This is a genomic window from Sulfitobacter sp. OXR-159 (genome assembly GCF_034377145.1).
GTDB lineage: Bacteria > Pseudomonadota > Alphaproteobacteria > Rhodobacterales > Rhodobacteraceae > Sulfitobacter.
The window spans coordinates 1,593,912-1,617,270 of sequence record NZ_CP139707.1 but is presented as its reverse complement, the minus strand read 5'-3'; the positions used below and the strand labels follow the sequence as shown (position 1 = coordinate 1,617,270).

Below are 23,359 nucleotides of genomic sequence, written 5' to 3'. Positions count from 1 at the left end.
TCATCCCTTAGTGTCACAGTGGCGCACCGGCGGCAATCGCCTGCACGCTGTGTCGCTTATGTTCGTCTAATGTTCTATATGGGGGTAAATGAAGAACATTTCAATGATTTTGTTTGTCCTTTAAGTTTTCTCGGGAATGGTAAAGAAATGGTTTACCCGACATAGATGTGACCATGTGCAGATTGGGATAAGACGCGAGTGATTGTTTTTTTCAAAGAACGGCTGGCCTTTCTGTCAGTGCCCAAAACCGGAACCACCGCCTATGAAAAGGCGCTCGCGCCCCGCGCGGACATGGTGATCTCCGATCCCCCTATGCTGAAACACGCGCCCGTCTATCGGTATAATCGGTTTATTCGGCCCATGTTCCTTAAGATCTGCGACGCCGAGCTTGAACTTATGGCCGTCATGCGCGAGCCGATTTCTTGGCTTGGCAGTTGGTACCGCTATCGGCAGCGCCCTTTCATGGAGGGTAAGCCCAACAACACCTTTGGGGTTACTTTTGACGAATTTGTGCTCGCCTATATGAAAGGCGACAAGCCGGGTTTTGCCGATGTTGGAAGCCAGTTGAAGTTTATGGAGACCCAACCGAATGGCACCGGCATCACCCACCACTTCCGCTATGAAGATCAGGCCCGGCTGCGTAGTTTTTTGGAAGAGCGGCTCGACGTGACTCTGTCCTTGGGGCAAGAAAATGTATCGCCCAAGATGGAATTGGCGCTTTCCCCAAACGTCGAAAAACGCTTTCGCCGAAAATTCGCGGCGGAATTTGAGCTTTACGAGTCGATCCCTTAGTCCTCGCCTCAGCTTAGTGTAACTGGTTATGTACCGTATTGGTCAGATCGGTCAGGGAGAAGGGTTTGGGCAAGAAAACCGAATTGGGGATTTTTGACTGTTCCTGCCCGAAATTACCCTCCGCATAGCCAGAAACGAAAACGACCCGCACGTCCGGTCGTTGTTTCAAAGCTTGGCGCACCCAGCTGGGCCCGTCCATGCCGGGCATGACAACATCCGTTACAAAGACGTCGATATCCAGTTCTTGATCTTCGAGCATCTTCAGTGCGGCTTCGGCGGATTCCGCTTCAAGCACCGTGTAGCCGCGCAGGCGTAGGGCACGGGAGGCAAATGCCCGCACCGGCGCTTCATCTTCGACCAACAGGATTACCCCATCGGATCGTTGCACCGGGCCCTGATCGGACTGCGAGGCGGTCTTTCGAGAAACCGTATGCGGCTGCCCCTCAAGGACCGGAAAGTACAGAGTAAAACAGGTTCCCCGCCCCAACTCACTGTCGATAAAGATAAATCCGCCCGTCTGTTTGACGATCCCATAGGCGGTCGAGAGGCCAAGGCCGGTCCCCTCGCCGGTGCGTTTGGTAGTGAAAAACGGCTCGAACACTTTTTGCAGCTTATCTTTCGGGATGCCGGTGCCATCGTCGTGGACCTGCACTGTGACATAGCGCCCGGCGGGAACGCTGACCCGGTCCCGCTCGAGTGGTTGGTCGAGTGTTGTCACCTCCGTCAGGATGCGAATTTCACCCCCGGCGGGCATCGCATCGCGGGCATTGACAACGAGGTTCATTAACACCTGCTCCAACTGGCGTTTATCCGCACGGATCGGCGCAAGGACCGGGTCATGGTTTAAGGTTAGCGTTACCTTCTCGCCCACCAGACGGTTCAGCAAATGGGTAAGGTCGGCCAAGGTATCGCGCATGTCCAGCGTTTCGGGCCGGAGGGTTTGTTTGCGGGAGAAGGCGAGGAGCTGCCCCACCAGCGCCGCTGCGCGATTGGCGTTCTGATTAATCTGGACCAGATCGCTGAAATCCGGATCGCCTTGGTCATGGCGCAGCAAGAGGAGGTCGCAATGGCCCGAAATTGCGGTCAGAAGGTTGTTGAAATCATGCGCCACACCGCCGGCTAGCTGACCAATGGCCTGCATTTTTTGGCTCTGCACGAATTGCGCCTCTAGCGATTTCAGTTCGGTCGCGTCTTGTAGCACCGCGATCAGGGCGGCCTCTCCGCCTTCGGATATCCGGTTCAGCGAGACCTGTACGAAAATCTCCTGATCCGTGCGGGTCAGCCTGAGAAATTCGGATTTCTGCACCAATCGCCCTGCGAGACTGTCATTCAACCAGTCTGAGATAGAACGGCCCAGTCCCTCCATTAGCTGTGAAAGATGCGCGCCGCGTCGCAGGGAGACGCCGAGCAGTTTGGCCGCCATTCGGTTGAACGCCAATACGGTCCCATCCGGCCCCAGCTTGATCATCGGCACGGGGAGGTCTTGAAAAGTTTCCCATCCCAATTCACTGGCTGAGACACCCCCATCGGGCGGAGGCAAGAGGTAGAGTGCACGGCGGTTGGCACCGGCGTCGACTTCGGCCACCAATACCTGACGGTTGCCCTGTGCGGTGGATATTTCCGCCACGGTTCCCGATGTCAGTGGCATGGCGTTGAACAATCGGTCCATGGACTTCACTCGGTCCCCCACGAAGATTCGAGCCGCCTCGTTCATGAAAAGGATCGTCCCGCCCCGACCGACCATGACCATCGGCAAGGCCATGCTATCTTGGGTGGCACGGGGTCCCGCGCGGGCTGGTGCCGGTTCGATCCGCCAAAGCAAGCGGTCAGCCGACACATGGTGTACGGATATGCGCACCGGGCCGACGCGGGTGATCACTTCTTCCCGTGCGTTGCCGCTTGCCGTGGCACGGGACTGCAGTCGGTAGAGAAGACCCACGGGGTTGGAGAAATGCGTTCGCAGGGCCTGCGCGAGGGTCTCTTCGCTGCCGTCGCCAAACTGCTTCTGAGCCGCTTCATTGCAGTAAATAACTTGCCGGTCGATCGACGCGATAAAGCTGGGCGTGCCGTCTTTTGCGATGAAATCGGCGACCCCGTCGGTGCTGGCTTGGTTCAACGTCCGCGCCCGCAGGCGGAGGGCCATGTAACCGATTGAAATCAAGCCGAGCGTGACCGCCGCTGCGGTAAGGCCAAGCTTCAACGACGCCTCGGCGCTGCGCTGCGCGAGCGCACCGGTGGCCACGGCCATCGCCCCAAGCAGCCATAGCCGCGTGAGCCCGGCCTGCCCGCCAACCCCTGAATCCCCGACGCCCTGCTGCACGCAATTCCCCTAACAACCGAATCATAGGACTATTACGTGCGAGAGAAGTTAAGCAGGCTTTAACCCTAGAGCACTTGCACGCATTGGTTGATTATGGGGAAAACTACTCGCGCGTCAACTGTGCTGAGAAAAAGCCGTCGCCCTCGGCAGTCACGTCATAACGGTCCATCCGGGCGATTTTCCAGCCCGGGTGACGGGCCAAAAATGCCTCAACCCGCGCCTCATTTTCCTCTCGGAAAAGCGAGCATGTGGCATAGGCCAAAACGCCGTTAGGTTGCGTAAGTGCCACTGCGGTATCGAGAATTTGGTCTTGAATGGCAGTCAGTTCAGCCAGCCGGTCGGGGGTCAGGGTCCACTTCCCCTCTGCCGCGCGGCGCCATGCGCCAGACCCCGAACAGGGCGCGTCGCAGAGAACGAGGTCATAGGGCGCGCCAGCTTCGGCTTTTTCGGTATCGGCCAGGGAAATCTCAACACCCGCGCGCGCGGCGCGGGGGGAAAGGTCGCTCATCCGACGCGGGTCGATGTCATGGGCCGTGATCTCGCGCGTGGGGTCCATGGCCAGAGCCAAGGCCTTGCCACCGCCCCCGGCGCAGTAGTCCAGCACACGCCCCCCCAGCGGCAGGACGGTGACAACTGCTTGGCTCGCCGCGTCCTGCAATTCCACGTAGCCATCTGCAAAGGCGGAGGAATTTCGGATCCGGCGTTGCCCCTCAATTACGGTTAGCGCGGCATCGGCAAGCGGGTTGGCTCGGGTTTGAACGCCCTCCTCCGCCAGCAATTCCTGCGCGGCAGGCACCGCGATCCGCGCCGTGTTGACCCGCAGACAGATCGGCCCGCGTTCCTGAAGCGCCATGGCTGCGGCATCCGCCTTTTCCCCGAGTGCCGCGTCGAACAAGGGCAGCAGCCAATCGGGCAGGTTCAACCTTGTGGCGCGGTCTTCGGGCGCTTGTGGGAAAGCACGTTCCGCGTCGCTCAACGGCGTGGGCGCGTGCCCCTCGCCCGTGAACAGCGCCTCAAGATCAGCCCCTTGCCCGTGCAGCACACCGATCATCAGGGCACGGCCCGTATCCCCGCCGCCGTAATGGGCCGCCGTCCGTTTCTGGCGCAGCACGTCAAAGACATGATCCCGCACGGCGGCGCGGTCTTTGGAGCCTGCAAAACGGCTTTGCCGCGCCCAACGGGTCAGCGCCTGTTCGGCGGCCAGCCCCTCGGCGATCGCATCCAAAACTTCTATCGCAGCCGATACGCGCGCGCCCGGGGTCATGGCATCTTCCTTAGGTAAAGAACGGCTTTTAAGCCGTTGCTTTTATGGGTTAACCGATACGGTAGTTCGGGCTTTCCCGCGTGATCTGCACGTCATGCACATGGCTTTCCTTCAGCCCCGCGCCGGTGATCTTCACAAAGCTACAGTTGCGGCGCATCTCATCGACCGTAGCGCATCCGGTATAGCCCATCGCCGCGCGCAAACCGCCCACAAGCTGGTGGAGGACATTGCCCGCGCTGCCCTTGTAAGGCACCTGACCTTCGATGCCCTCGGGCACCAGTTTGTCAGAGGCGGCATCTTTTTGGAAATACCGGTCCGCCGAGCCGCGCGCCATGGCGCCCATGCTGCCCATCCCACGGTAGCTTTTGAAGCTACGCCCTTGATACAGAACGACTTCACCGGGGCTTTCGTCGGTGCCCGCGATCATGCTTCCGACCATGGCGCAAGAGGCACCAGCGGCAATCGCCTTGGCGAAATCGCCGGAGAATTTGATGCCACCGTCGGCGATGATCGGGACATCACCGGCGGCGGCCACGCAATCCATAATGGCGGTCAATTGCGGCACGCCCACGCCCGCGACCATCCGCGTGGTGCAGATGGAGCCGGGGCCGATGCCCACTTTCACAGCATCCGCGCCCGCGTCGATCAATGCGCGGGTGGCGGCACCGGTGGCGACGTTGCCCGCGACGACCTGCACATCGCCGAACTGCTTTTTGGCACGGGTCACCGCATGGGCCACGCCTTCGGAATGGCCGTGTGCCGTGTCGATCACGATCATATCGACGCCCGCATCGACCAGCGCCTCAGAACGCTCGAAACCCGCGTCGCCCACGGTGGTCGCCGCAGCCACGCGTAGCCGGCCCAGATCGTCTTTGCAGGCGGTCGGGTTCAGCACGGCCTGTTCGGTGTCGCGCAGGGTCAAAAGCCCGGTGAGCACGCCGCTGGCATCGGTGACCAGCAGTTTTTCGATCCGGCGGGATTTCATCAGGCTGATCGCCTCGTCCCGGTCGGCAGGTTCTTGTAGGATCGCCAGCCGCTCGGAGGTCATCATCACCGACACCGGAGTCCGGTCGTCAGAGGCGAAGCGCATGTCACGGTTGGTCACGATGCCCAGCACGCGGCCATTTTCATCCACCACCGGGAAACCCGTCACGCGGTAGCGTTCTTGCAGCGCCTTGGCATCCGCCAGCGTCTGGTCGGGGCGCAGGGTGATCGGGTTGTAGACGATGCCGGATTCAAAGCGTTTGACCCGGCGCACTTCGCGGGCCTGCTCTTCGATCGAGAGGTTGCGGTGCACCACCCCCATGCCCCCGGCCTGCGCCAGCGCAATCGCCATGCGGCTTTCGGTCACCGTATCCATGGCCGAGCTGAGCAGCGGGATATTGAGCGCGATGCTCTGCGTGACGCGGGTTCTTGTATCTGCGGTAGATGGCAACACAGAAGACGCCGCGGGAACCAGCAGTACGTCATCAAAGGTCAGGGCCTCACGAATCTCCATTTAACACCTCGGGTCTGGATGGGTTCATTTGGCGGTTTCCTATTTCACGGATGGCAGGGATTGGAAAGGCCTATTCCCCCGCGTAAGGCATGAACATGGAATGACGTAGGCGCGGCACGAATTGCCGCCCCGCATCTTTCCCCCGCCGCGCGGAACGCTATGGTGGCGCAAAGAAACAAAGGACGGCCCCGATGAGCAGTGATCCCCTCGTGATTTTCACGCCCTCTGGCAAGAGAGGGCGCTTTCCCAAAGGCACACCGGTGCTGACCGCTGCACGGCAGTTGGGCGTTGACTTGGACTCGGTCTGTGGTGGGCGCGGCATCTGTTCGAAATGTCAGGTCTCGCCCGGCTACGGGCAGTTTTCCAAACATGGCGTTACCGTCGCACCTGACGCGCTGAGCGACTGGAACGCGGTCGAGGAACGCTATGACGAAAAGCGCGGCCTGAAAGAGGGCCGCCGTCTGGGCTGTCAGGCCACGGTGCAGGGCGACGTGGTGATTGACGTGCCGCCAGAGAGCCAAGTGCACAAACAGGTCGTGCGCAAACGCGCCGAGGCGCGGGAGATCGTGCTGAACCCATCGGTAAAACTGTTCTACGTCGAGGTGACAGAGCCCGACATGCACGAACCCTCGGGCGATCTGGAGCGCCTGCGCACCGCGCTGGCCGAACAGTGGGAACTGGAGAAAGTCACCGCCGATTTGCACATACTGCAAATGATGCAGCCGGTCCTGCGCAAGGGCGCGTGGAAGGTGACCGTCGCTGTGCATCTGGGCGATCAAGAGAACGCGGCCCGGATCATGAACATCTGGCCGGGATACTACGAAGGAACGGTCTACGGGCTGGCGGTCGATCTTGGCTCCACCACCATCGCGGCGCATCTGTGTGATTTGCAAACCGGAGAGGTCATGGCCTCATCGGGGGTCATGAACCCGCAGATCCGGTTTGGCGAAGACCTGATGAGCCGCGTCAGCTATTCGATGATGAACCCCGACGGCGCGCAGGAGATGACCCGCGCGGTGCGCGAGGGGATGAGCACGCTATTTACCCAGATCGCGACCGAAGGGAATGTCGCGCCGGACCTGATCGTCGATGCGGTCTTTGTCTGCAACCCGGTGATGCACCACCTGCTGCTCGGCATTGACCCCTTTGAGTTGGGCCAAGCGCCCTTTGCGCTGGCGACGTCCGGCGCGCTGCGCCTGCGGGCCGAAGACTTGGATTTGAACATCCACCCCTCCGCCCGCGTCTATCTGCTGCCTTGTATTGCGGGCCATGTGGGCGCAGATGCCGCCGCCGTTGCCCTGTCAGAGGCGCCGGAAAAATCGGATGATTTGATGCTGGTGGTCGATGTGGGCACCAATGCGGAAATCCTGCTGGGCAACAAGGAAAAGGTGTTGGCCTGTTCCTCTCCCACCGGGCCCGCTTTCGAGGGTGCGCAGATCAGCTCGGGCCAACGCGCGGCACCGGGGGCGATTGAGCGGGTCGAGATCGACCCCGAGACAAAAGTGGCGCGGTTCAAGGTGATCGGCTGCGACCTCTGGTCCGATGAGGAAGGCTTTGAAGAGGCCGTCGCGAGCACTGGGATCACCGGCATCTGCGGCTCGGGCATCATCGAGATGGTCGCTGAGATGCGTATTCATGGCATCGTCGACGCGCCGGGGCTGATCGGCAGCGCAGAGCAGACCGGCTCGGCGTCGGTTTTCGCCGATGGGCGCACCAACAGCTATCTGGTCTACGACGGCACCGAAAAAGGCGGCCCAAAGATCACGGTGACCAACCGCGACATCCGCGAAATCCAAATGGCCAAGGCGGCGCTCTACTCCGGAGCACGTCTGTTGATGGACAAATTCGGCGTCGACAAGGTCGACCGGGTGGTGCTGGCCGGGGCCTTTGGCGCCCATATCAGCCCCAAACACGCGATGGTGCTGGGCATGATCCCCGACGCCCCGCTCGAAAAGGTCACCAGCGCGGGCAATGCCGCAGGCACCGGTGCGCGGATTGCCCTGCTCAACACAGATGCGCGGGCCGAGATTGAGGCGACTGTGCGCGCCATCCACAAGATCGAGACCGCCGTCGAACCACGCTTTCAAGAGCATTTCGTCAATGCTTCTGCCATTCCCAATGCAGTGGAACCCTTCCCCATTCTCAACAGCCTCGTTGCCCTGCCGGACGTGACCTTTAATACCGGCGGCGGCGGCACAGGCGGTGCCGCAGGCGAGCGCGGCGGACGCCGTCGCAGAAGAAAGGCCACGTGATGAGCACGCCCGACAACAACGATCAGGTCGAATTCTGGAGCGCGGCGGCGGGCCGAAAATGGGCCGCGCGGCAGGCGGAGCTGGATATCCTCATGCAGCCGGTGCTTGACGGCGTGCTGGCCCGCGCCGAGCTGACGCCGAACCTGCGCGTGCTGGATATCGGCTGTGGGGCGGGTGCTGGCTGTCTTGCGGCGGCCAATGCGGTGGGCGATGAGGGCGCGGTGCTGGGCGTCGATGTCTCTGCCCCGCTTCTGGACCTCGCGCGGCAGCGTGCCGCCGCCCTGCCCCAAGTGGCCTTTCACCATGGCGACGCGACCGAGCTTGAACTTGAGCCCGCCTACGACCGGCTGATCTCGCGCTTTGGGGTGATGTTCTTTGCGGATCCGGTGCTGAGTTTTACGCGAATGGCCGCGCAACTCATCCCCGGTGCAAGGCTTAGCTTTGCCGCTTGGGGGCAGATCCCCGAAAATCCTTTCTTTACCCTGCCCGCCCGCGCGGCCCGTGCCACCATCGGTGCCATGCCCAAAAGCGACCCCGACGCGCCCGGCCCTTTTGCGTTTCGTGACCCCGAACGTGTTGTCTCGATCCTCACGGCAGCGGGCTTTGCCGATATCGCATGCAAGGTGACCCAGCTTGACCTCACCCCCGCGGGCACGGTCGATGACCTTGCCCGGCAGATGTGTGACATTGGCCCGGCCGGCGGCGCGATCACCCATTTTGACGCCAACCCCGACCAAGTCGCCGAGTTGCGGCAGACCATTGCCGATGCCCTGCGGCCCTACGCGCAAAATGGCCCCCTGCGCCTGCCCGCCGAAATCAATTTCGTCACCGCGACGAAACCCTGACTTGACCTTCCCCGGCGCGCCGATTATCTCAACCGCAGCGCGCGGGTATGGTGAAAAGGTATCACGGCAGCTTCCCAAGCTTTAGTTACGAGTTCGATTCTCGTTACCCGCTCCACGCTAACCTCCCCTCCCAAGCCGACCATGGATGATCGCGGCCAAGGCACGCGAACTTACCTAGGGTCACCCACGAAAAGCCCATTCTGGTCCGAATTTCGCCATGATTGCCCGCAAAAGTAGCAATCAGCAGGGAAGTAACTTACGCGCAAATGGCCCAACGAAGTCAGATGCGCTGGCAGGCAAAGGAAAAAAGCGTGGCAAACGCGTTCAGGGACTACGCAACATCCAACGCGTATATCATCGTCAATTTCATCGTGCTGTGCTGCGTCGCTGGCATCAGCTATTCGATCGTCAAATTGGATTACGAACAACATATCGCCAGCATCCGTCAGGATGCGCGGCAGACGCTGCATGAAGTCAGCAATCAGGTGCAGCACCAGTTCCAAGAAACCATTCTGGTGACAAAGAACATCGAGAATATTCTGCTGTCCGGCGAAGCCTTCAAAGACAAGAAAATCGAACTTCTGGTCAAAGAGCTGCGGGATCGGAACCCCGGCATTCAGGCCTTCGCCCTCGCCCCTGATCTCAAGATCACCCATAGCTATCCCAAAACCCCGAACGCCGGGGTTATCGGGCTGGAATATAAGAACATTCCGACGCAGCTTTCAGGTGTGGCCAACGCCTACCGCCGCCAGAGCCCAACCATCGAAGGGCCGCTGAACCTCGTTCAAGGCGGCAAGGGCTATATCATGCACTACCCGGTGTTCGAGCGCCCCATCGGCCTTGGCGCGCCGCGCTTTTGGGGGGTGATGTCCATCGTGTTCCAGCCTGACCGGCTGTTTGAACTGCATCAAAACCCGCATCAAGCCGCTGACTATATCTATAGCCTGCGCGCCTTCCCGACAGGTGTCATGCCGGACGAGATTGAGCACGCGACCATCGACCCCGCAGCGCCCGTCCGCACCCGGTTCGAGCTTTTGGGCAAGACATGGGAGGCCACGGCAAGCCTTGCCAACGGCCTGCCTCCTTATGCTCCGCAAAGCCCCTACCTCGTGGCTTTCGCTCTGATCGCGACCATCGCACTGATGGCGGGGCTCTGGGCCTTCCGCCGGGTCACGCTGAAAAAGCAAGAGGCACATGCGCTTTTGGCCGAGGGCATCGGTTCGATCCAAGAGGGGTTCATCGCCTTCGATGAGAAAGAACGCCTGGTCACCGTTAACAGCAAGTTTCTTGAGTATCACCCTGAAATCGCTGACCTTCTGATCCCCGGTAAAACCATCGAAGAGCTTTTGCGCCATTGGGTCGCCCGCCATCAGCACCCCGAGAAGGTCGAAGAGCGTGAGGCATGGATCGCCAAACGTCTTGCCCGGTTCCGCAATCCGACTGGCGCCTTTATCCTTGAGGTGTCCGACAACTTCTGGCTCAAAGTCACGGAATCGCGCACGCCGCATGGCTATACCGTGGGCATCTGGACCGATGTGACGGCTGAGAAACGCGCATTGGACGCGGCCAAGGCGGCGGACCGTGAAAAGACCGAATTCCTTAACAACGTCAGCCATGAGTTGCGCACCCCGCTGACCGTGATCTCAGGCCGGGCGACCTTCTTGCAACATGCCGAGAAACTGCCTCAGGCCCGTCGCTTGCAGACCGCGCTGAACAACAGCGCGAACGCCACACCCGATATCCGCCACAGCGTAGATGAATTTCAGAACTTCGTCTCGGACCAAGCCGGCGGGATCGCGGGATCGTCCAAACATATGCTGCGTCTCGTCGAAGACCTGCTGGATTGGACCAAAGTCGCGCGCGGCAAGATGGAGCTTGATCTGCAAGAGATTGAGACCAGCGAGATCGCCCGCTCAGTCGCCGATGACCTGCGCCCGGATGCCGAAGCCAAGGGGCTGACGCTCACCTATGAGGACAACGGCACGGCCAGTGCCAACGCCGATCCGGTCCGCCTGCGGCAGATCCTCTACAACCTTATTTCCAACGCGATCAAATTCACCCGCAGCGGCAATATCCACCTTAAGATGCATCAGGACGCCGAAGAGATCACCTTTTCCGTGACCGACACGGGCTGTGGCATCTATGAGGAAAACCTTGAGCGAGTTTTCCTGCGATTTCAGCAGGTTGACGGATCGATGTCACGGGAAAATGGCGGCTTGGGTCTGGGACTGGCGATTGCCGAGCAGTTGGCGACCCTGCATGGTGGCGGGCTGTCGTTGGAAAGCCAAGTTGGCGTCGGCAGCACCTTCCGGCTGACCCTGCCCCGGCCCTTGGTCGACAGCGAGATGCGTCGCTCGGCTTGACGCCAAACGCGGGTAAAAACGCCCCAGCCCAAAGCGGACCGGGGCAGCCTACCTCAGCTTTGGCCCTGCATCAGCACATCGCCAAAGCGGTCCCGCAGATCGCGCTTCAGCACTTTGCCCGTCGCGTTGCGCGGCAGCGCTTCGGTGAAAACCACCCTGTCGGGCACCTGCCATTTGGCGATCTGATCCTCAAAAACCTTGAGGATATCCGCCTCTGACGGATCGGCCCCATCGGCCTTCACGGCAATTAAGACCGGGCGCTCGTCCCATTTGGGATGCGTCGCGCCGATCACCGCGGCGTCGGCGAGATCAGGATGGGCGATGGCGATATTCTCCAACTCGACCGAGCTGATCCATTCACCGCCAGACTTGATGATGTCCTTTGCCCGGTCTCGGATAGTGATATATCCGTCCTTGTCCATCGTCGCGATATCGCCGGTGTCGAACCAGCCATTGCGCAGGGTGCTGTCGCGGTCGGATTGATAATAGGCGTCCAAAATCCAATGCCCGCGCGTGACCAGCGCCCCTTGGGTTTCGCCGTCATGGGGCAGCGGCTTGCCTTCGTCGTCCCAAATCTCAAGCTCAACACCAAAGACCGGGCGGCCTTGGTTCTCGCGTAGCTTGTGCTGGGCGTCTTCGGGCAATTCACCATGTTTTGCCAAGGGTTTGTTGACGCTGCCCACGGGCGACATCTCGGTCATGCCCCACGCGTGGATCGTCTCGACGCCATAGTCTTCGCGGAAGGTCTTGATCATCGACGGAGGACAGGCCGAGCCGCCGACCACGGTGCGCTCAAGGCTTGTAAGTTCGCTGCCCGACTTCTTGGCCGCCGCCAAGAGCCCCTGCCAGATCGTCGGCACGCCGAGCGCCAAGGAAACGCGGTAATTGTCGATCAAGCCCACCAGCGACGCCCCATCAAGGTTCGGCCCCGGCAGTACCATCCGCGCGCCGGTCATGGCGCTGGCATAGGGGCAGCCCCAAGCGTTGACGTGGAACATCGGCACCACGGCCATCACTATGTCCCGCGCAGAGATCGCAATGCTGTCGGCCATGTTGATGCCAAAGGAATGCAGCACCGTCGAGCGGTGAGAATAGAGCACGCCCTTGGGATTGCCCGTGGTGCCGGAGGTGTAGCACAGGCTCGACGCGGTGTTCTCATCCAGATTGGGCCAGTCGAAACCGGCATTTCCTGAGGCCACCAACTCGTCGTAGAAAATCAGCCCCGGCAGCGCCTCGGCGGCCTCGGCATCAGGGCCGGACATCAACACGAGATACTTGAGATGCTCCAGCTTGTCGCGGATTGCGGCGACCAGAGGCACGAAGGTCTTGTCGATGAACAGCACCTCATCCGCCGCGTGATTGAGGATATAAATCAGTTGATCGGCAAAGAGACGGGGGTTGATCGTATGGCAGACAAAGCCCGCGCCGGAGGTGCCAAAGTAGATCTCCAAATGCCGGCGGTTGTTCCACGCGATGGTCCCGCAGCGCGCCTGCGGTGACAGCCCCAAATCGGTCAGGGCCGAGCCCAAGCGCCGCGCGTTCTCGGCCACCTTGCCCCAGTTGGTTTCCTCAACCCCGCCCGTGGTCGAAACCGAGATAATCTCCCCCTCGGGGTGGTAGCGTTCGGCATGGGCAATCAGGCTTGAGATCAGCAGCGGCTGCGACATCATTTGGCCAAGCATAATGGGGATCCTCCAATCATTTGCTTTGAGACTGTCCAAAGGTCGGGGCAGTTGCAAGCCTTCCCCTCCGGCAAGTCGAAATCGGCAACGATAGACAGCAAAATAGAGCGCGCAGGCGGGGTTTGCCTGCGCGGTTTTTCAATCAACTTGGGATGCAGCGCTAGCCGCGATGTTGGTGGATATAGCCGATCAACCCGGCGGTGGAGCCATCCTTACCCTCGGCGGAGACCTCTCCTTCGACCAGCGGCTGGAGCGACTTGGCCAATTCCTTGCCCAGTTCCACGCCCCATTGATCGAACGAGTTAATGCCGAGGATCACCCCCTCGACAAAGACGCGATGCTCATAAAGCGCGATGATCTGGCCCAGCGTGAAGGGATCGAGCGTTTCATAGGCCAGCGTGGTTGAGGGCCGGTTGCCGGGGAAAACACGGTGGCGCGCTTGCCGCTCAAGCTCATCGCCCGCAAGCCCCGCGTCGCGCATGATGGCCCGCGCTTCTTCCAATGACCGCCCGCGCATCAGCGCTTCGGATTGGGCGAGGCAATTGGCGATCAGCAGGTCGTGGTGATGCTGCAAGTCAGGCTCATGCCCTTTGGCCGCGACCAGAAACTCGCAAGGAATCACACGGGTGCCTTGGTGGATCAACTGATAGAAAGCATGCTGCCCATTGGTACCTGCCGCCCCCCAGACCACTGGGCCGGTGTGACGCGGGCTGTCAGACCCATCCATCTGCACGCCCTTGCCATTCGATTCCATCTCAAGCTGTTGCAGGTAGTCGGGCAGCATCTCAAGCCGTTGATCATAGGGCAGCACCGCGCGGGTGGCATGGCCGCAGATTTGGTTGTGCCAGATGCCCACCAGCGCCAGAAGGATCGGCATATTCTCAGCCGGTTCGGCACCGCAGAAATGGCGGTCCATATCCTGCGCGCCGCGCAGAAAGCTGTCAAAGGCCTTGGGGCCAATGGCGATCATCAGCGAAAGGCCAATGGGCCCCCAGACGGAATAACGCCCCCCGACCCAATCCTCAAAGCCGAAGACCTGCGCGGGGTCGATCCCAAACTCGGCGGTCTTGTCATCAGCGGTGCTGAGGGCTGCGAATTGCGCAGCCGGGTCACCGCCATGGTCCTGCATCCACGCCCGCGCGGTGCGCGCGTTGGTCATGGTCTCAATGGTGGTAAAGGTCTTGGAGGCGACGATCACCAAAGTCGTCTTGGCATCCAGCCCCCGCAGCGTATCGGCAATATGCGCGCCATCGACGTTGGAGACGAAATGGCAGCGCGGCCCATCGTGATAGGGCGTCAGTGCGAGGGTTGCCATGGCGGGGCCAAGGTCCGAGCCGCCGATCCCGATATTGACCACATCCGTGATGTCGCCGCCGCGCACCTGATCGGCAAAGCTGCGCATCCGCGCCAGCGTGTCGCGGACCTGCGGCATGACATCTTCGCCCGCCACCTCGACCGGCCCGCCATCAAGGTTGCGCAGAGCCGTGTGCAATACTGCGCGGCCTTCGGTTTCATTGATCGGCGCGCCCGCGAACATCGCATCGCGACGCTCAGTGACCTTGGCGTTTTCTACCAGCTGCAACAGCGCCGCGCGGGCATCGGCGTCAATATTGGTCTTTGCGTAGTCAAACAGCATGTGCTGCGTGCGGAGCGAGAAATCCTCGGCGCGGTTCGGGTCATCGAACAGCGCGGTTATCTTGCGGTCCGCCACGGCGTTTTGCCGCTCTTGAAGGTCTTGCCAAATGCTCATCATGCCGCCCAGTAAACTTCAGTTTCATCCAGCACCGCTGCGATCGGCGCCTCATCGGGGGAAAGCCCCTGCGCGCGCTCAAGGGCGGCGCGTTTCTCTTCCCCGAAAATCACGAGATGTTTGTTCAGCGCCCCATCCAAGACATGCGCAGGAAGCGTGACCCGCGCGGTGGGCTGCCCCTCGGGGTAGACCGGGCACAGCAGTGGCGCATCAGCGGCCAAGGCGTCAGGCAGACCGGGGTCGCCGGGGAAAAGCGATGCAGTATGCATGTCATCGCCCATGCCAAGCAGCAGCACAGAGATCGGCATATGGCTGGCCAGACTGGGGGCCACGGCCTCTGCCCCTTCGCCCGGCGACAGACCAGCACGGAAAAAGGGGATGAACCGTGCCGCGGCGGCGCGGTCGTTCAACAGATGCTCGCGCACCAAACGCGCGTTCGACAGCGGATCATGCTCATCGACCCAGCGTTCATCGGTCAGCATCACATCGACCCGGTCCCAATCCAGATCGGTGGCACTGAGCATTTCAAAGATCGGCCCGGGGGTAGAGCCGCCCGGCACCGCGAAAGACACGCGGTCATTGCCCGAAAGCGCCGATTTCAGCTTGCCCGCCAGTTTGTTGGCGACATTCATCACCAGCATTTCGCGGTCCGCATATTCGATGATGTTCATGGGGATACCTTTCGCCATTCACGGCCATCGCGCCGCATCATTTCTGTCGCATCCGTCGGCCCGGCAGAGCCGCTGTCGTAGGGTTTGGGCACGTCGTGACGGGCCTCCCAGCCTTGGATGATCGGATCGGTCCAGGCCCAGGCGGCCTCGACCTCGTCGTCGCGCATGAACAATGTCTGGTTGCCCCGGATCACGTCCATGATAAGCCGCTCATAGGCATCAACTTGATCGCCCCCATCGGGGCCGAGCGCCTCGGCAAAGGTCATGTCGAGCGGCACATCGACCAGACGCATGCCCCCCGGGCCCGGTTCCTTGATCGTCACGCCAAGGGTGATGCCTTCGTTCGGTTGCAGGCGGATCGACAGCACATTGCGGTGGCGGCCTGCGTCTTCGGCAAAGATCGAATGGGGCGTGTCCTTGAAAACCACAGTGATTTCGCTGGATCGCGCCACCATGCGTTTGCCGGTGCGCAGATAAAACGGCGTGCCATGCCAGCGCCAATTGCTGATATGGGCCTTGAGCGCCACAAAACTCTCGGTCCGCGAGCGCGGGTTGTCGACGGCGTCACGGTAGCTTGGCGCCTCTTCTTCATTGCCCTCTTCGGCCTCGTACTGACCGCGGACCAGATGATGCGGCAACACCGGGTCGATCGCGCGGATCACTTTCAGCTTTTCGTCGCGCACCGCATCCGGATCAAACCGCGCGGGCGGCTCCATCGCGATCAGGCACAAAAGCTGCATCAGGTGGTTCTGAACCATGTCCCGCATGGCACCGGATTTGTCGTAGTATTCCCCACGCCCGCCGACGCCAACAGTCTCGGCCACGGTGATTTGGATGTGATCGACATATTGGCGGTTCCACAAAGGCTCGAACAGCATATTGCCGAAACGCACGGCCATGAGGTTTTGCACCGTCTCTTTGCCGAGATAGTGATCGATGCGGTAGATCTGCTGCTCTTTAAAATAGGTGGCCAATGTCGCGTTCAGCGCGCGCGCACTCTCCAGATCGCGGCCAAAGGGTTTTTCGACGACGATCCGGCATTCCGCGCCCGCCATGCCCCATTGCTGCAAGCGTTCAGCCAAATCGCCAAAGAGCCCGGGCGCGACGGAGAAGTAATAGACCTCGATCCGGTCCTTGCCGGACATCAGGTCTTGCAGCTCGGCCCAGCCGGTCTCTCCGCGTGCGTCAATGGCGACATAGTCGAGCTTGGCCAGAAAGGCATCGAGGTTGTCGCAGGCGTCCTTGCCGCCGAACTCTTCGATCGCTTCGGCCACCATCTCGCGGTAGCCTGCGGCGTCCATCTCGGTCCGCGCGGCACCGATGATCCGCGCTTCTTCGGGCATTTGGCCCGCGCAATAGCGGCGGTAGAGGCCGGGCAAAATCTTGCGCCGGGCCAGATCTCCGGTGCCGCCAAAGATGACCAGATCGAAAGGGTCGACAGGGATAACACGCGAAACCATTGATCAATCCTTGTCTGTGCGAGATAGCAGAGTTAGCGCAAACATACTTATTTTTACCCAGTTCACAAGACTGTGCGCCCCGCAGCTTGGACTTTTAGGCAGGGTCGCAATAGCTTACCACAACTGGATAGGAACACACGGGATCACGCAAGGACCAATCATGAAAGATATCGCGCAAGCAAACGAGGGCAAGTTCCAGAACCCGGCGGTGACCGCCAAGGGGGAACCACGCGCCACCGTCGCTCTGCGCGGCGCGGAGACGCTGTGGTTCAACACTGGCACCCTGTGCAATATCGAATGTGTGAACTGCTACATCGCCTCCAGCCCCAAGAATGACGCGCTGGTCTATATCACCGCCGATGAAGTGCGCGACTACCTCGACCAGATTGTCGAGCGCGACTGGCCGGTGCGCGAAATCGCCTTTACCGGGGGCGAGCCCTTCATGAACCCGCAGATGATCGAGATCACCGAAGCCTCGCTGGCGCGCGGCTATGAGGTGTTGATCCTTACTAACGCCATGCGCCCGATGATGCGCAAGTCGGTGCAAAACGGCCTGTTGCGGCTGCGCGATGCCTATCCCGGCAAGATGACCTTTCGTATCTCCGTCGACCATTACCGCCGCGATCTGCATGACGCGGAGCGCGGTGGAGGCGCTTTTGACAAGACGCTGCTGGGCATGGAATGGCTGCGCGACAATGGGTTCCGCATGGCCGTGGCGGGGCGCTCGATCTTTGCCGATAGCGATGCCGATAGCCGCGCGGGCTATGCCGCCTTTTACGCAGAGCACGGCTTTGACATCGACGCCCAAGACCCCGGCATGACCGTACTTTTCCCTGAGATGGACGAAGCCGTTGAAGTTCCAGAGATTACCACCGCCTGCTGGGGCATCTTGGATATTTCGCCAAATGCGGTGATGTGCTCCTCCTCTCGTATGGTGGTAAAACGCAAAGGCGCTGAGAAGCCTGCCGTGCTGGCCTGCACCCTGCTGCCCTACGACCCGGAGTTCGAGCTTGGCACGACCTTGGCCGAGGCGGAGCGTGATGTGGCATTGAACCACCCGCACTGTGCAAAGTTCTGTGTCTTGGGCGGGGCGAGTTGTTCGGCTTGATGCCCCTGCCCTTTGGATGGCTGCCCTTTTGGCTTAATGCAACGTGAACTCGCCCACTTGGTTCTGCCACTCACCGGGACCGATCAGCTTGCGATGGGTGAAACGGACCGAATGCAGCGGCCCATCCAGTTCCGCGCGCCAGAATTCGACGAATTCGAACAAACGCGGATGGTCTGGCGCGATATCGTAGTCCTGCCAGATATAGCTGTTCAGCACATGACTATAGTCGGGCATATGATAAAAGAACTCTGCCGTGGTCAGCCCGTAACCTTTCAGCATCATTTCGGTTTCACTGCGGGGCATGTTGCGCCTCCTTTGCTGCCTCTGTATGACAAGTTTGCGCGGTGAGAATTACTTTTCAATGAAAACAGCATGTTGGCACTTGAGCCAGAGTGCTGCCAGTGCGTTTCGGCCACAGCCATTGCACCTGATATGCCCCGTCTGCTATAGAAAACCCCAAGATATAGAACCATAAAAATGGTGGGCAAGATACGTGACCGATACGCCGGATACCCCTGAAAACGCAGACGAAAAGCCCATCTTTCACGGGCCGTCGGTGACCATCGAACACGAGATGCGCACGTCCTATCTGGACTACGCGATGAGCGTGATCGTCAGCCGCGCGATTCCCGATCTCCGCGATGGCCTGAAACCGGTGCACCGCCGCATCCTTTATGCGATGCATGAGACCGGCAACACGCATGAGAAAGCCTACCGCAAATCTGCCCGTCCGGTGGGCGATGTCATGGGCCAGTACCACCCGCATGGCGATAGTGCGATTTACGACGCGCTGGTGCGGATGGCGCAGGATTTCTCCATGTCGCTGCCGCTCTTGGACGGTCAGGGCAACTTCGGCTCGATGGACGGGGATAACCCGGCAGCGATGCGCTACACCGAGGTGCGCATGGACAAGCCTGCCGCCTATCTTTTGGCGGACATCGACAAGGAAACCGTTGATTTCCAAGACAACTATGATGGCAAGCAGCAGGAACCGACTGTCCTGCCCGCGCGCTTTCCCAACATGCTGGTCAATGGCGCGGGCGGTATCGCCGTCGGCATGGCAACCAACATCCCGCCGCACAACCTTGGTGAGGTGATCGACGCTTGCCTCGCGCTGATTGACGACCCGGACCTCACCTCTGAGCAGTTGATCGACTACGTCCCCGGCCCCGATTTCCCGACAGGCGGCATTATGCTGGGGCGTTCCGGCGCGCGCAAAGCCTACCTTGAGGGGCGTGGCAGCGTGGTGATCCGCGCCAAAACGCGGGTCGAAGAAATCCGCAAAGACCGCTGGGCCATCGTCATCGACGAGATCCCCTATCAGGTTAACAAGGCCTCGATGATCGAAAAGATCGCCGAGCAGGTCCGTGACAAGAAAATCGAGGGCATTTCCCACGTTCAAGACGAAAGCGACCGCAACGGCGTGCGCGTGGTGGTCGAATTGAAACGCGACGCGACTGCCGAAGTGGTAATGAACCAGCTTTACCGTTTCACGCCGATGCAGACCTATTTCGGCTGCAACATGCTGGCCCTGAACGGGGGCCGCCCCGAGCAACTGACGCTGCGCAAGTTCCTCAGCTACTTCATTGACTTCCGCGAAGAAGTTGTCGCCCGCCGCACCGCCTATCTGCTGCGCAAGGCACGTGAACGCAGCCACATCCTTTGTGGTTTGGCCGTGGCCGTCACCAACATCGACGAGGTTGTCGCCACCATCCGCGCCTCTGCCGACGCGGCCGAGGCACGCGAAAAGCTGATGACCCGCCGCTGGCCCGCCGAAGACATCTTGCCCTATATCGCGTTGATCGACGATCCGACCCATACCGCGAATGACGATGGCACCTATAACCTTTCCGAGGCGCAGGCCCGCGCGATCCTTGAACTGCGTTTGCAGCGCCTGACCCAGATCGGCGTCAAGGAAGTCACCGACGAGCTGGAAGAGTTGGCCGGTAAGATTAAGGAATATCTCGAAATTCTCGGCTCCCGTGAGCGCATCCTCGGCATCATCTCGGACGAGCTGCGCGAGGTGCGCGAGCAATTCGCCGTGCCGCGCCGGACAGAGATCGTCGACTGGTCGGGCGACATGGACGACGAAGACCTCATTGCGCGCGAGGACATGGTCGTGACCGTGACTTCCGGCGGCTACATCAAACGCACGCCGCTGGCCGACTTCCGCGCGCAGCGCCGGGGCGGCAAGGGTGTTTCGGGCATGCAGACCAAGGAAGAGGATGTTGTCACCAACCTCTTCGTTGCCAATACCCATACGCAGCTTTTGTTCTTCACCACCGATGGCATGGTTTACAAGCTGAAGACATGGCGCCTTCCACAGGGGGCCCGCACCGCCAAGGGCAAGGCCATCGTGAACATTCTGCCCATACCCACCGGGGTCTCCATCGCCGCGATTATGCCCGTGGACCGGGATGAGAAGGATTGGGACGACCTACAGGTGATCTTTGCCACCTCCGCCGGGACCGTGCGGCGCAACAAGCTGTCGGATTTCACCAATGTGAAGTCCAACGGCAAGATCGCGATGAAGTTCGAAGGCGAACACGAGGGCACCACGCTGATCAACGCGCGCATCGCCTCGAACGACGATGACGTGATGCTGGTCACCGACGCAGGCCGGGCAATCCGCTTCCCGGCGACCGACGTGCGGGTCTTCAACTCGCGCAACTCCGTCGGTGTGCGCGGCATCCGTTTGGGTGAAGGAGATAACCTCGTCTCCATGTCCGTGATCCGGCATTTCGAGGCAAGCTCGGAAGAACGTGTCGCCTATCTTAAACAGCGCCGCTTGATGGCCGGGCTGACCGATGACGAAAGCAGCGACGACGAGGAAGAGCAGGTACAAGCCGGGCAGCTCAGCACCGAACGCTATGCGGAAATGTCGGCAGCCGAAGATCTGATCCTGACGATCACCGCAAAGGGCGCGGGCAAGGTTTCCTCGGCTCATGATTACCCGGTCCGAGGCCGCGGCGGCATGGGTGTGACCGCTTGGACCAAGGCCATGGCCCATGGCCCTATCGTCGCCTGTTTCCCGGTGGAAATGTCCGATCAGGTGATGCTTGCAACCTCCAAAGGCCAGTCGATCCGCGTCCCGGTTGAGGGGATTTCTTTCCGCTCGCGCAGTGCAGGCGGCGTGAAGGTGTTCAGCACCGGCAAGAACGAGGAAGTCGTCAGCGTCGCTTGGATCGCCGATCAGGGCAACGAAGAGGAAGAAGGCGAAGCCGATGAAGGAAGCAGCGCCGCCGAATAATCGGCAGCCGCTCCGCCCCCTGCGCGAAAACGTGGGGGGCGTTTTTTTCGACAGACTATCCAGCAATAAAAAAACCCCCGCGCTATCAGCGCGGGGGTTTTTCCAACTTAAGCTTTCGTTAAGGCTTAGTTGGTAGTCGTTGTTGTAGTCGAAGAAGACGAGCCCGACGCAATGGCAATCAGGACCAGAGCCGCACCGGCTGCAGCAGCGCCACCACCCAGGCCAGCGCCCGCTTCGAAGAGACCAGCGCCATCGGCACGAACGCAAACACGTGCGGTGTTGCCGTCAACTGTTACTGGGTTCGGCTTACAGTTGTAGATGATGCCGTTAGCGCCCTGAACCTGAAGCGAATAGACGCTATCGTCCGATGCGCCAAGAACAGCTGCCTGTGTTGTCGTTTGGGCGAATGCAGCACCCGAAAGAGCGATAGTCGCCGCCACCGTTGCAAGAATTTTCACGTCTAGGTACTCCTGTATCTCGTCAAATTTTAAACTCACTGCACCATCGCATATAAACGAGAGCAGCGCAAAGGCGAAATGTTAAGGCATAGTTAAGAACCAAAGCAGTGCCCGCTGTTTAAGCAACCCCGTCAACGCTCGATTGTTCCCGGTCTTGCATGCTTAAATATTGTACAAATCTTTGAACTTATTCTCCAGATAAGTCAGCAAAGGCGCCTCCGTCGGCGGCTTTCCGCAAGCCCGCGCGATCACCTCTCGCGGCTCGTAGAGCCCGCCGTGCTGCTGCACGTTCTCGCGAAGCCATGCGGTGGCCGTGCTTGTATCTCCTCTTGCCAAGGCGTCATCAAGATCAGGTACCGCTTTCCGCAGTGCCTCATGAAGGCATCCCGCATAGACATTGCCGAGGCTGTAGGTTGGGAAATACCCCAATAGCCCGACCGACCAATGGACATCCTGCAAGACCCCGTTTGAGGGACGGTCAACCGCGTAGCCGAAATCGGCCTCGAACCGATCGTTCCATGCGGCCTCCAACCCGTCGACCTGCAGATCGCCCGACATCAGCGCACGTTCAAGGTCGAACCGCAGCAGGACGTGAATGTTATATTGCAGCTCGTCAGCCTCGGTCCGAATGAAGCCATCCGACACGCGGTTGACGATGCTGTAAAATGTCTCGGCATCCGGCACGCCAAAGTCGCCGTAGACAGCCGTCATCTCGCCGTAGAGCCATCCGGTGAAGGCGCGGCTGCGGCCAATTTGATTCTCATAGATTCGGCTCTGGCTTTCATGCACCCCCATCGACACCCCGCGCCCCAGCGGGGTCAGCAGGTAGGCGCTGTCGATTCCCTGTTCATAGGCGGCGTGGCCAACCTCATGCACTGTCGAATAAAAGCAGTTGAACGGGTCAAGCGCATTAGTCCTTGTGGTGATCCGGACGTCCAAACCCGAGCCCGATGAGAAAGGATGCACCGCCTTGTCGATCCGCCCGGTGGCCAGATCATAGCCAAAGCGCCGCGCCAGTTTGGCGGTCAGGGTCATCTGCGCCGCTTCGTCGAAAACCCCTTCCAGCACCGGTGGCGCTTCGGCCTCCCGCACGGCGGCGCGCAGTTCGGCCAACTTTGGGCGCAGCGCGCCGAACATGGCTTCGAGGTCCGCCGCTGTGGTGCCGGGCTCATAGTCTTCTAGCATCGCGTCGTAGATACCGATATCGCGCCCCTCGGCCAGCGCAGCCCCCTCTTCCCGTTTGAGGGCGATCACTTCTTTCAAGGTAGGAGCGAAGGCCGCGAAATCGTCGGCGGCACGGGCCTCGGCCCATGTGCCTTGGGCGGCGGAGGTGACACGGGCGATCCGCGCCGCCAAATCGGCGGGAACACGGGTCGCTCGGTCAACATCGCGTTTGATGTGGCGCAGATTGGCCTGCCCCACCGCGTCCAGACCCGCCGTTTCGATACGGCCCAACCAATCGGCGATACGCGGGTCGATGCGGCGGGCGTGCAGCACGCTTTCCATCGCCGCCATCTCCTCGCCCCGCTGGGGCGCGGCGCCGCGGGGCATGACCGTTTCTTGGTCCCAGCCGAGCCGCCCCGCGACCTGCGCCAACGCTTCTGTTTCGCGCTGAAAGGCCATCAATTCGTCATATGCAGTCATGT

At 60.6% G+C, this 23,359-nt stretch carries 16 protein-coding genes and 1 tRNA gene; 7 read left to right on the top strand and 10 right to left on the bottom strand.

The genetic code is table 11. The annotated features are described in order from the left end of the window. Window positions 1–198: 198 nt before the first annotated feature. Window positions 199–792, top strand: coding sequence for a gamma-glutamyl kinase (locus T8A63_RS08295; protein ID WP_067942263.1), 594 nt, complete (start codon window positions 199–201; stop codon window positions 790–792). Between the two features lie 13 nt (window positions 793–805). Here the strand turns inward: T8A63_RS08295 and T8A63_RS08290 are convergent, their stop codons facing one another. From T8A63_RS08290 to guaB, 3 genes are all read right to left on the bottom strand, one after another. Further along, window positions 806–3,040, bottom strand: a complete 2,235-nt coding sequence (locus tag T8A63_RS08290) for an ATP-binding protein (protein WP_416153248.1) — start codon at window positions 3,038–3,040, stop codon at window positions 806–808. Window positions 3,041–3,215: 175 nt separating this feature from the next. Then, complete coding sequence (locus T8A63_RS08285; protein WP_322345496.1) at window positions 3,216–4,376, bottom strand: RsmB/NOP family class I SAM-dependent RNA methyltransferase; 1,161 nt, start codon at window positions 4,374–4,376, stop codon at window positions 3,216–3,218. Window positions 4,377–4,425: 49 nt separating this feature from the next. Further along, the gene (gene guaB / locus T8A63_RS08280; protein ID WP_322345495.1) at window positions 4,426–5,874 is read right to left on the bottom strand and encodes an IMP dehydrogenase; all 1,449 of its coding nucleotides are present in this window, start codon (window positions 5,872–5,874) and stop codon (window positions 4,426–4,428) included. A 191-nt stretch (window positions 5,875–6,065) separates the two neighbouring features. Here guaB and T8A63_RS08275 point away from each other — a divergent pair, with 191 nt between their 5' ends. The 4 genes from T8A63_RS08275 to T8A63_RS08260 all read left to right on the top strand — a co-directional run bounded on the left by T8A63_RS08275 (window position 6,066) and on the right by T8A63_RS08260 (window position 11,334). Next, a complete protein-coding gene (locus T8A63_RS08275; RefSeq protein WP_322345494.1) occupies window positions 6,066–8,126 on the top strand; it encodes an ASKHA domain-containing protein in 2,061 nt (686 codons plus the stop codon). Beyond that, window positions 8,126–8,971, top strand: coding sequence for a class I SAM-dependent methyltransferase (locus T8A63_RS08270; protein WP_322345493.1), 846 nt, complete (start codon window positions 8,126–8,128; stop codon window positions 8,969–8,971). The genes T8A63_RS08275 and T8A63_RS08270 overlap by 1 nt, the downstream gene beginning before the upstream one ends. A gap of 41 nt (window positions 8,972–9,012) precedes the next feature. Then, a tRNA-Gly gene (locus T8A63_RS08265) sits at window positions 9,013–9,086 on the top strand. Window positions 9,087–9,282: 196 nt separating this feature from the next. Further along, complete coding sequence (locus tag T8A63_RS08260) at window positions 9,283–11,334, top strand: ATP-binding protein (RefSeq protein WP_322345492.1); 2,052 nt, start codon at window positions 9,283–9,285, stop codon at window positions 11,332–11,334. A gap of 53 nt (window positions 11,335–11,387) precedes the next feature. On the opposite strand, the gene T8A63_RS08255 is transcribed toward T8A63_RS08260, so the two are convergent. The 4 genes from T8A63_RS08255 to zwf form a co-directional block, all read right to left on the bottom strand. Beyond that, a complete protein-coding gene (locus T8A63_RS08255) occupies window positions 11,388–13,016 on the bottom strand; it encodes a long-chain fatty acid--CoA ligase (RefSeq protein WP_322345491.1) in 1,629 nt (542 codons plus the stop codon). A gap of 160 nt (window positions 13,017–13,176) precedes the next feature. Continuing rightward, entirely contained in the window at window positions 13,177–14,769 is a 1,593-nt protein-coding gene (gene pgi, locus T8A63_RS08250; protein WP_322345490.1) for a glucose-6-phosphate isomerase, read from the bottom strand. Continuing rightward, window positions 14,766–15,437, bottom strand: coding sequence for a 6-phosphogluconolactonase (pgl, locus tag T8A63_RS08245; RefSeq protein ID WP_067623829.1), 672 nt, complete (start codon window positions 15,435–15,437; stop codon window positions 14,766–14,768). The genes pgi and pgl overlap by 4 nt, the downstream gene beginning before the upstream one ends. After that, window positions 15,434–16,897: a glucose-6-phosphate dehydrogenase gene (gene zwf / locus T8A63_RS08240; protein WP_067623827.1), complete on the bottom strand. Its 1,464-nt coding sequence runs from the start codon at window positions 16,895–16,897 to the stop codon at window positions 15,434–15,436. Before zwf ends, pgl begins: the two co-directional genes overlap by 4 nt. 160 nt (window positions 16,898–17,057) lie before the next feature. Between zwf and T8A63_RS08235 the strand changes: the two genes are divergently transcribed. Continuing rightward, window positions 17,058–18,005, top strand: a complete 948-nt coding sequence (locus T8A63_RS08235) for a radical SAM protein (RefSeq protein ID WP_322345489.1) — start codon at window positions 17,058–17,060, stop codon at window positions 18,003–18,005. Between the two features lie 33 nt (window positions 18,006–18,038). Here the strand turns inward: T8A63_RS08235 and T8A63_RS08230 are convergent, their stop codons facing one another. Continuing rightward, window positions 18,039–18,308: an usg protein gene (locus T8A63_RS08230; RefSeq protein WP_067623819.1), complete on the bottom strand. Its 270-nt coding sequence runs from the start codon at window positions 18,306–18,308 to the stop codon at window positions 18,039–18,041. Window positions 18,309–18,498: 190 nt separating this feature from the next. On the opposite strand from T8A63_RS08230, the gene gyrA reads away from it, so the two are divergent. Beyond that, entirely contained in the window at window positions 18,499–21,255 is a 2,757-nt protein-coding gene (gene gyrA / locus T8A63_RS08225; protein WP_322345488.1) for a DNA gyrase subunit A, read from the top strand. Between the two features lie 125 nt (window positions 21,256–21,380). Here gyrA and T8A63_RS08220 read toward each other — a convergent pair whose 3' ends face one another. After that, on the bottom strand, window positions 21,381–21,713 hold the full coding sequence (locus T8A63_RS08220) for a hypothetical protein (protein WP_132443330.1): 333 nt from the start codon (window positions 21,711–21,713) through the stop codon (window positions 21,381–21,383). A gap of 162 nt (window positions 21,714–21,875) precedes the next feature. Further along, window positions 21,876–23,357 carry a carboxypeptidase M32 gene (locus T8A63_RS08215; RefSeq protein WP_322345487.1) on the bottom strand — a complete coding sequence of 494 codons (1,482 nt, stop codon included), beginning with the start codon at window positions 23,355–23,357 and terminating at the stop codon, window positions 21,876–21,878. Window positions 23,358–23,359: the final 2 nt, after the last annotated feature.

Bases quoted from the DNA above. Each gene is read 5' to 3' on its own strand.
- T8A63_RS08230 (WP_067623819.1), bottom strand. From the start codon at position 18,308: ATGCCCCGCAGTGAAACCGAAATGATGCTGAAAGGTTACGGGCTGACC.
- T8A63_RS08290 (WP_416153248.1), bottom strand. From the start codon at position 3,040: ATGGCCGTGGCCACCGGTGCGCTCGCGCAGCGCAGCGCCGAGGCGTCG.
- T8A63_RS08255 (WP_322345491.1), bottom strand. From the start codon at position 13,016: ATGCTTGGCCAAATGATGTCGCAGCCGCTGCTGATCTCAAGCCTGATT.
- T8A63_RS08215 (WP_322345487.1), bottom strand. From the start codon at position 23,357: ATGACTGCATATGACGAATTGATGGCCTTTCAGCGCGAAACAGAAGCG.
- T8A63_RS08275 (WP_322345494.1), top strand. From the start codon at position 6,066: ATGAGCAGTGATCCCCTCGTGATTTTCACGCCCTCTGGCAAGAGAGGG.
- pgi (WP_322345490.1), bottom strand. From the start codon at position 14,769: ATGATGAGCATTTGGCAAGACCTTCAAGAGCGGCAAAACGCCGTGGCG.
- pgl (WP_067623829.1), bottom strand. From the start codon at position 15,437: ATGAACATCATCGAATATGCGGACCGCGAAATGCTGGTGATGAATGTC.
- T8A63_RS08235 (WP_322345489.1), top strand. From the start codon at position 17,058: ATGAAAGATATCGCGCAAGCAAACGAGGGCAAGTTCCAGAACCCGGCG.
- guaB (WP_322345495.1), bottom strand. From the start codon at position 5,874: ATGGAGATTCGTGAGGCCCTGACCTTTGATGACGTACTGCTGGTTCCC.
- zwf (WP_067623827.1), bottom strand. From the start codon at position 16,897: ATGGTTTCGCGTGTTATCCCTGTCGACCCTTTCGATCTGGTCATCTTT.
- T8A63_RS08285 (WP_322345496.1), bottom strand. From the start codon at position 4,376: ATGACCCCGGGCGCGCGCGTATCGGCTGCGATAGAAGTTTTGGATGCG.
- T8A63_RS08270 (WP_322345493.1), top strand. From the start codon at position 8,126: ATGAGCACGCCCGACAACAACGATCAGGTCGAATTCTGGAGCGCGGCG.